The 12,286-nt window shown below is 42.0% G+C and carries 11 protein-coding genes; 2 read left to right on the top strand and 9 right to left on the bottom strand.

Annotation, left to right across the window (positions count from 1 at the left end; all coding sequences use genetic code 11):
* Positions 1-167: 167 nt before the first annotated feature.
* The 4 genes from BK139_RS17120 to BK139_RS17105 all read right to left on the bottom strand — a co-directional run bounded on the left by BK139_RS17120 (position 168) and on the right by BK139_RS17105 (position 4,553).
* Positions 168-944 (bottom strand): enoyl-CoA hydratase-related protein, encoded by a 777-nt coding sequence (locus BK139_RS17120; protein ID WP_076261164.1) that lies wholly within the window; start codon positions 942-944, stop codon positions 168-170.
* Between the two features lie 124 nt (positions 945-1,068).
* Complete coding sequence (locus BK139_RS17115; protein WP_076261162.1) at positions 1,069-2,625, bottom strand: fatty acid--CoA ligase family protein; 1,557 nt, start codon at positions 2,623-2,625, stop codon at positions 1,069-1,071.
* Between the two features lie 191 nt (positions 2,626-2,816).
* Complete coding sequence (gene lplA / locus BK139_RS17110) at positions 2,817-3,806, bottom strand: lipoate--protein ligase (RefSeq protein WP_076261159.1); 990 nt, start codon at positions 3,804-3,806, stop codon at positions 2,817-2,819.
* A 12-nt stretch (positions 3,807-3,818) separates the two neighbouring features.
* Positions 3,819-4,553, bottom strand: coding sequence for an MBL fold metallo-hydrolase (locus tag BK139_RS17105; protein WP_076261156.1), 735 nt, complete (start codon positions 4,551-4,553; stop codon positions 3,819-3,821).
* 187 nt (positions 4,554-4,740) lie between these two features.
* Here BK139_RS17105 and yhfH point away from each other — a divergent pair, with 187 nt between their 5' ends.
* The gene (gene yhfH, locus BK139_RS17100; RefSeq protein ID WP_076261153.1) at positions 4,741-4,875 is read left to right on the top strand and encodes a protein YhfH; all 135 of its coding nucleotides are present in this window, start codon (positions 4,741-4,743) and stop codon (positions 4,873-4,875) included.
* 54 nt (positions 4,876-4,929) lie between these two features.
* Here the strand turns inward: yhfH and BK139_RS17095 are convergent, their stop codons facing one another.
* The 5 genes from BK139_RS17095 to hemE all read right to left on the bottom strand — a co-directional run bounded on the left by BK139_RS17095 (position 4,930) and on the right by hemE (position 11,475).
* The gene (locus BK139_RS17095) at positions 4,930-7,098 is read right to left on the bottom strand and encodes a YhgE/Pip family protein (protein WP_076261151.1); all 2,169 of its coding nucleotides are present in this window, start codon (positions 7,096-7,098) and stop codon (positions 4,930-4,932) included.
* A 72-nt stretch (positions 7,099-7,170) separates the two neighbouring features.
* Complete coding sequence (locus tag BK139_RS17090; protein WP_035327005.1) at positions 7,171-7,743, bottom strand: TetR/AcrR family transcriptional regulator; 573 nt, start codon at positions 7,741-7,743, stop codon at positions 7,171-7,173.
* 113 nt (positions 7,744-7,856) lie between these two features.
* The gene (gene hemY / locus BK139_RS17085) at positions 7,857-9,296 is read right to left on the bottom strand and encodes a protoporphyrinogen oxidase (RefSeq protein ID WP_076261149.1); all 1,440 of its coding nucleotides are present in this window, start codon (positions 9,294-9,296) and stop codon (positions 7,857-7,859) included.
* Positions 9,297-9,375: 79 nt separating this feature from the next.
* Positions 9,376-10,308: a ferrochelatase gene (gene hemH, locus BK139_RS17080; protein ID WP_076261147.1), complete on the bottom strand. Its 933-nt coding sequence runs from the start codon at positions 10,306-10,308 to the stop codon at positions 9,376-9,378.
* A 120-nt stretch (positions 10,309-10,428) separates the two neighbouring features.
* Entirely contained in the window at positions 10,429-11,475 is a 1,047-nt protein-coding gene (gene hemE, locus BK139_RS17075; RefSeq protein WP_048010698.1) for a uroporphyrinogen decarboxylase, read from the bottom strand.
* A 283-nt stretch (positions 11,476-11,758) separates the two neighbouring features.
* Between hemE and BK139_RS17070 the strand changes: the two genes are divergently transcribed.
* Positions 11,759-12,268 carry an antibiotic biosynthesis monooxygenase family protein gene (locus tag BK139_RS17070; RefSeq protein WP_076261144.1) on the top strand — a complete coding sequence of 170 codons (510 nt, stop codon included), beginning with the start codon at positions 11,759-11,761 and terminating at the stop codon, positions 12,266-12,268.
* The last annotated feature ends 18 nt before the right edge of the window (positions 12,269-12,286 follow it).

Raw genomic sequence — 12,286 nt, 5'->3', positions numbered from 1 at the left:
CTATCTTTTTACTTCAGCACTTTTATGCTTTTATGCTTTTATTCACTAAATTATATAGTCAATAGCTGTACGATTCAAGTGATTTTTTAATAATTTTCAAAAAATTTATTATATTAATAAAAAAACACCGCAATAAATTCTGCGGTGTCTCATATTACTAATTTATTTTATTTCCCTTTAAACTCAGGTTTTCTTTTTTCGGCAAAAGCTGAAAGAGCTTCAACTCTATCTTCCGTTGGGATAATAACTTCGTATGCCTTCCTTTCAATCTGCAGCCCAGTCTGCAAATCAACACCCATGCCATGCTTTACAGCAAATTTAGCCTGCTGAAGGGCAATTGGCCCGTTGTTAAGCATTTGTCCGGCAAACTCAAAGCATTCATTTAATAAATTATCCTTTTCAGTCACTTTAGTAAGGATGCCGTAATTAAGCGCTTCTTCAGAGGTGAGCCTCTTTGCCGTCAAAATTAACTCAAGGGCTTTAGCCTGGCCAATCAGTCTTGGAAGCCTCTGTGTGCCTCCTGCACCCGGTATGATGGCTAAGCTTGTTTCTGTAAGTCCCATGGATGTGCCGGAAACTGCAATGCGGAAGTCGCAGGATAGTGCCAATTCCATCCCGCCTCCGAACGCAAAACCGTTTATGGCAGCAATAGTAGGCTGTGGAAGCTGATCCACCAGGGAGAATACCTCACCTATTTTATATACATTCCTGCGTACTTCCTCATCAGATAATGTCCTGCGCTCTTTAAGATCCGCTCCGACGCTGAATGCTTTTTCTCCAGCCCCTGTAAAAATAACAACACGAACATCAGGACTGGTGCGCAGTTTTTCAACTGATTCCTGGAGCTCCGACAAAGTTTCATAATTAAAAGCATTCATTGCATCAGGGCGGTTAATTGTTACTACCGCAATATGACCTTTTTTTTCGACTGCAATAGAACTCATATGTATCTCTCCTCTTTCTTTTGCTACCTAATAATTCGATAAATTTCGCGAAAACCCTTTCAAACTTAGCAATTCAAATGAAGAATAGAAAAGGACAGACACATGCCATGCCTGCCCTTAAAGCCTATTTAGCCTGAAGAACCTGATTCTTCAATGCCCTTCGTAAGATTTTGCCAGTTGTATTCTTTGGAAGCTCCTCTAAAAATTCGATCGATGATGGCACTTTATATCTAGCCAGATGCTCTGCACAGTATGCGAGCAGCAATTCTTCTGTCAGCTGGGGGTTATTTGTTACTACATAACACTTTACCGCTTCACCCAGATTCGGGTCAGGCACGCCCAATACAGCAGCTTCTACGACCTCCCGGTGATTATAGAGCACCTCTTCCACTTCCCGCGGATACACATTATAGCCGCCGACTAAAATAAGGTCCTTTTTACGGTCAACGATATAAAAATAGCCTTCCTCATCCCTTCTTGCAAGGTCTCCTGTATAAAGCCAGCCGTCACGGATTGTGGCCGCGGTTTCTTCCGGCAGCTTGTAGTACCCCTTCATTACGTTTGGCCCGCGTACGATCAATTCACCAACTTCGCCAACAGAAACTTCCTCTCCCAATTCATTTACGACTTTATTCTCAACGTTCATAATGGATTGCCCGATCGAGCCTGCTTTACGCGGTTTATCAAGCGGATTGAAGCATGTAACCGGAGAAGCTTCTGAAAGACCGTATCCTTCCGATACAATGACATTGAATTTTTTCTCAAAACCATGGAGAAGCGCAACCGGCATGGCAGCACCGCCTGATATGCACAGCCTTAATGATTTCAGATCTTCCGGACTGCCATCTTCATACTGAAGAAGGAAATTGTACATGGTCGGAACTCCGGCAAAAACTGTAGGTTCATATTTTTTTGCTAGCCTGAAAATCTCTTTCGGGCTGAATTTTGGATCTATTAAAATGGTAGCCCCATTCATCAGAGGTGCATTGAGAGCAACCGTTAAACAGAAAACATGGAACATAGGCAGAGTAGTAATAACCCGGTCATTCTCATTCATGTGTAAATAGTCGCTTACATCCTTTGCATTGCTGTAGAGGTTTTTATGTGTAAGCATGGCACCTTTTGGCTTTCCTGTCGTACCGGATGTATACAGGATAACGGCTGTATCATCTTCTTCGAGTTCAGGGCCCTTAAACCCAATATCTCCTAAAGCAATTAATTGTGTAAACGATTTCATTTTTGAAAAAGCAGATAATGCAGAGAGATCCTGTTCTGAAGCTTGTCCCTGGGGTGTATCACAAATAATATAGTTCTCTACCTTTGGAAGCGCCTGATGCATCTTTTCAATTAAAGGCACTAATAGATCAAGCGTGACAACCGCTTTTACATCACCATTATTTACAATGTAGCCGATTTCATCAGGTGTATAAATTGGGTTGATCGGTATAACAGTTGCTCCAAGCCGCAGTGCTCCATGCAGGCCGATAACAAAATGCGGTGAATTACCCAGTAAAAGAGCAATATGATCCCCTTTTTTCACTCCCAGCTTTGAAAGCCCATCCGCAAATTTGGTTACAGCACCATCAAGCTCAGCGTACGTACTGGACTGATCCATAAAATAATAGGCAGTCTTATCGCCCATCTTAATCGCCGTTTCATGCAGCTGCTCTGTTAAATTCATTTACACTCCCCCTATAATGAATGAATAGTCATTCATTTTTATTAAATAAATTTTCTAAATATATTATATTGAAAGAAATTTTCGTATTCAAGTAGGAAAGCGAATCTTTCACAATTTCTTTTTTTCAGAGTGACTGGCTCGCAAGAACTTATATAACAATAAGAAAAGCCGGCATTATGCCAGCTCTCTCTTTAATACACCAGGTTGACGAATTCTTCTTTAGTCACATTACCGAAGTAATGCTTGATTTCCATTCCTTCAAGAGCTTTTTCAATCTCTGACTTTTCATAGCGAATTCCTGTTAGCTTGTTTTCTATTTCACTTACATCGCCAACCCCAAAGAAGTCCCCATATATTTTGCATCCCTCAATTTTTCCTTTTGTGACATTAAGTCTGATATCAATTTGACCAACTGGGAAGCGATGAGAATGCTGAAGATCAAATTTAGGTGATCTTCCATAATTCCAATCCCAGTTCTGATAGCGCTCCCTGGACAGCTGGTGAATTCTTTCCCAGTCCTCATCCGTAAGCTTGTACTCCGGAATTTCACCTAAATCTCCAAAAATATTCTTTAGAAGCAAAGTGCGAAATTCTTCAATCGTGATTTTTTTGTCCAGGAACTCCGAGATATTAGCAACCCGGCTTCGAATTGATTTAATGCCCTTTGATTCAATTTTATCCTTCTTTACCTTTAGCGCTGAAACGACACTTTCAATTTCGGAGTTAAACAAGAGGGTGCCATGGCTAAACATTCTCCCTTTGGTGGAAAACTGGGCATTCCCGGATATTTTTCTGCCTTCTGCCATCAGATCATTCCGGCCGCTTAATTCAGCATTCACACCAAGCTTCTGCAAAGCTTCTGTAACCGGTTCGGTAAACTTTTGGAAGTTGTGAAAGCTATCACCATCATCTTTTGTAATAAAACTGAAGTTGAGATTGCCTAAATCATGATAAACGGCACCTCCTCCAGATAGCCTTCTGACAACATGGATGCCATTGTCCTCAACGTATTCCGTATTAATCTCTTCTACTGTATTCTGGTTTTTTCCGATAATAATGGAAGGTTCATTAATATAAAACAGCAAATAGGTTTCTTCAATATCAAGATTCTTTAGTGCATATTCCTCAATGGCAAGATTAATTCTGGGATCTGTGATTCCCTGGTTGTCGATAAAAAGCATCAGTTTTCCTCCTTAAAATATATGAGACCATTGGTAATCCGCTATAGAAATAGGACCGGCATATTTAGCCGATGCCTCCTCCTTCAGCTTTCGAAGTTCACCATAATGAGGCAAATGTGTCAGCAGCAGATTATTCACCTTTGCAAGGCTTGCCAATGTTCCAGCATCCAGGCTTGTCATATGCCCCGCATTTCCCCCGTTCTGATGCCCATAAAAATTACACTCGCAAACTAATAGATCAGCATTTTCGCTAAATGCCACCAGCTCTTCTTTATAAGAAGTATCTGCCGTGTAAACAAGTGATTTGCCGCCTGCTTCAATTCTCATTGCATAGCATGGCACAGGATGATTGGTTTTCATAAAGCGAATTTGAAATGGTCCTGCTGTGAGAGTGCCTTCAGGATCATAGGCAACTCCTTTAGTAATATCCTTATATGTAAGTTTGGCAAATTCAGGCTGGTCGAAAGAATGTCCATAAATCGGGAGTGCAGCTGTTTTCTTGCCCAGGAAGCCCTGAATGAGCCTTGCATGCTGCAGCACTCCTATATCCGCAATATGATCTGGATGGTAATGCGAGATAATCAGCCCATCTAAGTCTTCTGGCTGGAAAAAATTCTGCATTTTTGAAAGCACGCCGCTCCCGCAGTCTACCAGCAAATGAAATCCTTCATGCTCCAGCAAATACCCGGAACTGGCCCCATCTGCTTTAGGATAACCGCCCCAGCTGCCGATTACAGTTAACTTCATCACAAATTCCCTCCTACTATAACTGGATAACCTGGCTTTCCTATGTCCAATATACTCGATTATGCCTATTTTTTCACTTTTTTAAAATTGTATTGAAACAGATGTTGACACAAAAACACTGTTATAATACAATGAACTTAAATAATCAAACTATTTAGAACAAAAACACAAATTAGGAGGCTTCAACATGATTCAAAACATTATGGAGTTTTTCAGAAACCTGCCGGCAAAACAATGTTCAGAATGCGGGAAGTCGATCGAAGAACAGCATGAATGCTACGGAAACAAGTGTGAAAAGTGCATGGGAATGACAGATTTATAGAATAATATATTTAAAGCCAGCCCCATACAGGGCTGGCTTTGCTTTTACTTATAATCAATCAGTCTGCTCTGCAGCAGCTGCAAATCTTTTCTTGTGCATGGCAGTAAAGTAAACAAAAGATCCTGCAATGAACAAGGCTCCAAAGCTCAGGAGAATTACCGCATTCTCCCACATAAAATCAAAATTGCCGCTTGAAATGACTGCCTTAAAACCGGAAACAGAATAGGTCATAGGCAAATATGAACTGATTGGCTGAAGTGCATTAGGAATCAGCTCAAGTGGAAAAGTCCCGGCACTTGTTGTCAGCTGGAGTATTAAAATAATGATCGCAACAAACCGGCCTGGATCACCCATGACAGTGACAAAGAATTGAATAAGCGCTATGAAAGTCAGGCTGGTTAGGATTGTAAAAAGAAGAAACAATGGGACACTCTGCACTTCCAGGCCAAGTCCCAGCAATAGAATCATCGCTGCAATAAGACCCTGAATAATGCCTATTCCTGCAAGAATTCCAAACTTGCTTGCAAACCAGCTGAATCCTGAGCGCGGAACGCCAGCCGGTTCCCTGAGCGGGAATACAATGGAAAGCAGCAGAGCTCCAACAAAAAGACCAAGAGACAGAAAATAAGGTGCAAATCCCGTACCATAATTTGGTACTTCTGTAATCTTCTCATTATCTATTTCCACCGGATTTGCCATCATGTTATATGTTTTATCGCTGGCATTTACTGAAGAAGCATTATCAGCGCCATCGGCTAATTTATTTGCTAACTCAGACGATCCTTCATAAATTCGTGAATTACCCTCAGCAACTTTGCCTGCACCAGCTTCAAGCTGCTTCGAGCCGTCTGCAAATGCAGCTGAACCTTGTGTCAGTTTGCCAAGACCTCCTGACAAATCTGCTGCACCGCCTGCCAGCCTGTCTGCTCCGGCCTGTGCTTCACCAAACTTCTGAGCAAATGTTTCCATTCCTGCATCGAAATCTTTATGGCCCTGTACCAGCTTAAGGGAGCCATTTTCCAGCTCGGCTGTTCCCTGGGCAAGCTGATTTATTCCCTGCTGGAGCTGCTGCTGTCCTGCCTTTAACTGCCCCATTCTTTGGGACAATTCAGCTCCTCCACCAGATAGTTTGCCGGCTGATTCGGCAAGCTGGGCTGATCCGGTCTTCAGCTGTGCAAGTGCAGTCTGAAGCTCAGCCTTTTCAGGAGAACCTTCTGGAAGCTGCGATAAGATGCCCTGCAGCCTTTGTTCTAAAAGAGCAGTGCCTCCGCTGAGCTTTTGCGCTTCCGTCTGCCATTGCTCCAGAGATGAAGATAATGTGTTTGCTCCATTTTCAAGCTGTTCGGTTCCATCGATCATAACTGGAAGTTTTTCTTTTACCGTTAAGATTCCTTCTTTTGTTTGTGTAACACCTGCAGAAAGATCTTCACTACCTGACTTTAGCTGATCAGAAGCATTTCTCAATTCCGATTGGCCTCCTGCAAGTTTGCCTAAACCTTCTGAAAGAGATTTAGCTCCTTCTGCCATTTCCTTAGAACCCTTGCTTGCTGTGCTTACACCGTTATTGAACTCAATGGATTTATTGGCCAAAAGCTCAAGCTTCTCATGCAAGGTTCTGGATCCGTCCTTTAGATCAGCTGCTCCTTCACTGATTTGAAGGGCACCATCACTTGCCTGTCCAATGCCATCTGCAAGTTCCCCTACCTTATCAAACATGGTTTCTGCATATGTTTCAGTTACTTTTTCTGACAGTGACGCTTTAATTTTTTCAACAGCTGTCCCGCCGATTTGAGCAGATAAGAAATTGTAGCTCTCATTGGGAACGTAAATCAGATTCATTTTCTGCGGTTTGTCTTCCAGCAGAGTGGTAGCATTCTTGGAAAAATCCTTGGGAATTTCAACCAGCATATAGTATTGCTGATCATTTAGATCCTTGTATGCCTCTTCTTTATCAACAAATTGAAAGTTAAAGTCCTTGCTTTCCTTTAAATTATCAACAAGATCATTGCCCAGGTGCAATTCATTTCCTTCCAATACAGCACCGGCATCTTCATTAACGATGGCAACCGGGAGATCATCTAAATGATCGTATGGATCCCAGAATGCCCACAGGAACATTCCACTGTATAAAACCGGAATAAACATAACTGCTATAATCGGAATCAGCAGCTTCTTGTTTTTTATAATGGCTGAAAACTCCTTAAGGAAAAGTTTGTTTTTCACCTTAAATCCCTCCAAATTACTTTTTGACTATTTTTCTCATCTGGTCATTTTTCTGAAAAAATAGAGGACTATCTAGTTCGATAATCCTTTCATAATATATTGCTCAAAAAGAAGAGCTATTTTTTCTTTTTCCAATGGTTCATGACGCTGCTCCCAATCAAAAATAAGAGCAATATAAAGCTTAAGCATGACAAAGGAAGTCAGTTCCGGATCGCATTCCCGGATTTCTCCTCTTTCAATGGCAAGTGTAACTTTGTCTTTTACATATTTAATTATCGCATCCTCCACTTTCCCAATTACATCTGTAACAGCAGGAGTTCCCATTTCCTTTGCTTCCTGGAAAAGCTTGATTGTAAGCTGATGCTTCATGCGGAATTCAAGTATTTTATACAATCCCCGATGAACATTTTTGTGAAAGGGCAAAGAAGGATCAAGCGCTTCATCGGCTGCATTTTTCATTTCCGTGATGAGCGTATGGATAATTTCATCAAACAGCTCTTCTTTATTTTTAAAGAAATTATAGATAGTGCCTTTTCCAACATTCGCAAGCTTTGCAACCTGGTCCATAGTGGTTGCTTTATAGCCAAAAAGAGAAAATGATTTTGTGGCTGCTTCAAGAATCTGCTGTTTCCGATCTGCTGACATAAACTCACCTCTTTGAAAATGACTAAATGAACGATTTGGTCATTAGTACAAGGAGTAATTTATCATACTCTATTTGAAAAAGCAACCTGAAATGATGCCAATTTAAAAAGCTGTCACACACGGACAGCTTTTGGCTTGTTGCTTTGCAGGTATTCTACTGTATTTCGAACTGCCTCTTCTGCCTGATCTATGCAGTCAGGAACACCAAGACCTTCAAACGAGCTTCCTGCCAGAAAAATGCCCGGCAGCTCATCCTGCGCCTGTTTCTTTGCCAGTCCGACGCGTTCTTTATGTCCAACGGTATACTGAGGCATGGAATCTTTCCATCTGGTTACATAACTAAATTCAGGATTCATATTAATATTCATCGTTTTATTTAAATCATCGAGCACAACTTTAACAATTTGATCATCTGACAGATCCACAACTGCTTCATCCCCGGCTTTGCCAACGTAACAGCGCAGAAGCACTTTTCCTTTTGGGGTAGAATGAGGCCATTTTTTATGTGTCCAGGTACAGGCAGTAATGGTGTAATCACTATGACGTGAAACAACAAAACCCGTTCCGTCTATATCCCTTTCAATCGCATCCTCTGGAAAAGCCAGAGCTACAGTTGCCACTGAAGTGGACGGCATTTCTTTAAACTGCTCAAAAAGTCCCCAGCCGGAGAAGATGCTGCACAATGCATGGTGGGGAACAGCCATAACTATGCAATCTGCATTAAGGCTTTCTCCCCCATTTATTTCAACGGTATAGCTTTCGCCATTCTTAACAACCGATTCAATGCGATGGCCTTTCAGCACAGTCCCGGGTTCAAGCTTGCTTTCGAGGGCATCGACAAGTGATTGAAGCCCTGATTTGAAAGTAAGAAACATTCCTTCTTTGCTTTTGCTGGTTCCGGCTTGTTTCGGCTGAGAGCCTGCAGCCTTCTTCATTCCCATTATTAAGCTTCTATACTTCTGCTCAACCTGATAAAACTGCGGGAAGGTGGCCATAAGGCTCAATTGATCAATATCGCCTGCATATATGCCAGAGAGAAGCGGTTCAATCAAATTATCGACAACTTCGTCACCAAGCCTTCTTCTGAAAAAGGCACCCAGAGACTGATCTGTGGAAGGATTGGAGCGAGGCAGCACAAAATCTGCCGCAGCTCTTGCCTTTCCTGCAGGAGAGAATAAGCCGGTTGTTATAAAGGGAGCAACTTGTGTCGGGATGCCCATGATGGATCCGCCAGGCATTGGATATAGCCGCTGCCTTACAAGGACATAGGACTTGCCAGAAGTATTTCTCACAAGTTCCTTTTCAAGGCCCGCTTCCCTGGCAAGGCGCGCTGCACTTTGCTTACGGGCCAAAAAGGAGTCGGGCCCTCGTTCGATCACAAAACCGTCTCGTATTATTGTTTGAATCTTGCCGCCAAGGCGATGTGAAGCCTCTATGAGCTTAACGTCCAGAGCCAAGCCCTTTTCTTTAGCTTCCTTCTGCAGATAGTAAGCTGCAGCAAGACCCGTAATTCCTCCTCCGGCAACAATAACTTTCTGTCTCTCTCCCTGCACGGTAAATCGCCTTCTTTTCTAATTTTTTGCATTATCGCAGTCTAACAGGCAGTAAGCCCCCACTGAGTGAATTTTCGCTTTATCTATTCAGCAATTTAAAAATGGCATCTGACATTGCATCAATGAACTCAGGCTGAGAATTCGGCATTTCAGGGCGGTAATAGCTTGCTCCCAGCTCATCAGTGACAACTTTGCATTCATAATCATTATCGTACAGCACTTCAAGATGATCAGACACAAAACCTACAGGTGTGTAAACGAATGCTTTGTAGCCTTTATTTTCATAAAGATCTCTTGTCAAATCCTGGACATCAGGCCCAAGCCATGGCTCAGGTGTGTTTCCTGCACTTTGCCAGCCCACAGCATAGTTTTTGACACCAGCCTGTTCGGCTATGAGGTCAGCTGTTTCCTGCAGCTGGTGCGGGTATGGATCCCCGGATTGCAGGATTTTCTCCGGCAAACTATGTGCAGAAACAATTAATACTGCAGAATCTTTTTTGTCAGCAGGCATTTTATCGAAGGTTTCTTTTACCCGATCAGCCCAATATTTAATAAACTTAGGCTCTTTATACCAGCTTTCAACTGACCTTATTTCAAGGCCGCCAAGCTTTTCAGCCTCTTCCTTGGCTCTGCCGTTATATGATTTCACGCTGAAGGTTGAGAAATGCGGCGCAAGAACAATGCTGACAGCTTCCTCAATCCCATCCTCATGCATTTGTTTAACTGCATCTTCTATGAAAGGTTCGATATGCTTCAACCCAATATACATTTTGAATTCATACTCGTCCTGAATATCATTTAAATGCTGCTCAAGTTTTTCAGCCTGATCTTTAGTAATTTCTGCAAGCGGCGATATTCCGCCGATCGCTTCATACCTGCTTCTTAAATCTTCAAGCATTTCCTCAGAAGGCTTTCTTCCTCTGCGGATATGTGTATAGTAACGCTCAATGTCTTCTTCCTTATAGGGAGTTCCATAAGCCATTACAAGTAAACCCATTCTTTTTTTACCCATGTCATCCACCTCAAATTCTGTCTCCAGTTTTTATTGTGCCAAAAAAATAATCGATTACCAAAACTAATGCTCATAGCAATATGCAAGTGCAGCCTGCTATCGCTTTAAGCCAGCCGGAGGCTACTTGCTTAATTTTGAGGCAGAGTATTCGTGAATAAAAGCAGTTAATTTCTTTAATGTGTCAGGATTAACCTCCGGGAATACACCGTGTCCAAGGTTGAAAATATAACCCGGCTGAGCCATTCCCTGATCAAGAATAGCTTTTGCTTTTTCCTCGATAACCTCCCAAGGTGCAAGGAGAATCGCAGGGTCTAAATTACCCTGAACTGTTTTGGTGATGCCTTTTGCCCTTGCTTCCTGAATCGGAAGTCTCCAATCAAGCCCCACTACATCAAGCGGCAGATCATGCCACTCCAGTGCAAGATGGCTTGCGCCTACACCGAACATGATCAGCGGAACATTCTCTTCTTTCAAGGCAGAGAAAATTCGATTCATTACCGGCTTAATAAAATAGCGGTAATCTTCCACATTCAAGGCACCAACCCATGAATCGAAAATCTGGATGGCTTTTGCACCTGCTTTGACTTGGGACTTCACGTAGGTAATAGTCATTTCTCCAAGCTTATCCATTAACGCAAACCATGCTTCAGGCTCTGCATACATGAATGCTTTTGTTTTGTTGTAATTCTTTGATGGACCGCCTTCAATCATATAACTTGCAAGAGTAAACGGAGCACCTGCAAAACCGATAAGAGGAACAGTCAGCTGCTCTTGAGTAAGAAGCTTAATGGTATCCAGGACATATGGAACATCCTCTTCCGGATTGATTTCACCAAGCTTCTCTACATCTGCTTTGGAACGGATTGGATTTGATATAACAGGGCCGATTCCTGATTTAATTTCCACATCCACCCCAATGGCTGGAAGCGGTGACATAATGTCTTTATAAAGAATCGCAGCATCATTGTTATACTGCTCTACGGGCAGCCTTGTTACATAAGCACAAAGTTCAGGCTGGTGTGTAATTTCGAATAGGGAGTATTTTTCTTTAATTGCTCTATACTCCGGCTGTGAGCGGCCAGCCTGGCGCATATACCAAACAGGAACATGCTCTGTCTGTTCTCCTCTTGCTGCCTTCAGAAATGTATCATTAAATGAGTTCGTCATTAAATTTTATCCACCTTTCAAGACTTGTCTGCGTATTATTGTAATATATATGTAACCAAATTAGAAATCTCGAAGATCTATCCTTTATGACTATATCCTTTTTTCTTTGTTTTTTATAGATATGAACGTCAAATGTCAAAAAATTGACGTTTTTAACTGTTTAAATAAGGGAAAATTGAAGATTGTAAGGATATAAGCACAATATAAATATATTTTAAATAATGTAGTGTTTATACTCCAGAGAGAACACTATAAAACTTATCCAAGTGGAGTGAAAAAAAAAATGAAGCTTTATATGGCCAGAGGAACTTACGATTTTTTGAAAAAAATTGAGGAAAAGCACCCCGATGAAAACATGGTTACAATGCAGAATACTGATACTGCCTTATTAATTCATGAAACATCAGGCGCCTCTATCTTTAAAGAGCCCCGTTCCTATGAAGTCATCGATTCTTCCGGAACCTTCTCGGGCGCAGGATTTGCCGTTCTGAATAATGTACCAGTTACAGATGAAGGCAGGCCGCTATTTGAGCACCGGCTGAAAAACAGGGCAGGGCTTATCGAAAATGAACCGGGATTTATGGCTATCCGTGTCCTGCGGCCTCTTGAATCAAACACATATGTCACCCTAACGCTATGGCAGGATGAAAAGTCATTTAAAAACTGGCAGAATTCCAAAGCATATGAAAAAGCACATGAAAAACGCGGTACGGAGAGCGGCATTGATAAGACACCGAATATTTTTTCCAGCTCTCCATACGTGACCCAATATTATATCCCTAAAGAAGAGTAACAAGAAGCATGCTGGACC

Source organism: Paenibacillus sp. FSL R5-0490 (assembly GCF_001956215.1).
Taxonomy (GTDB): Bacteria; Bacillota; Bacilli; order Bacillales; family Cytobacillaceae; genus Cytobacillus.
The sequence above is the reverse complement of the archived record's forward strand: the minus strand, read 5'-3'. Positions and strand labels throughout refer to the sequence as shown.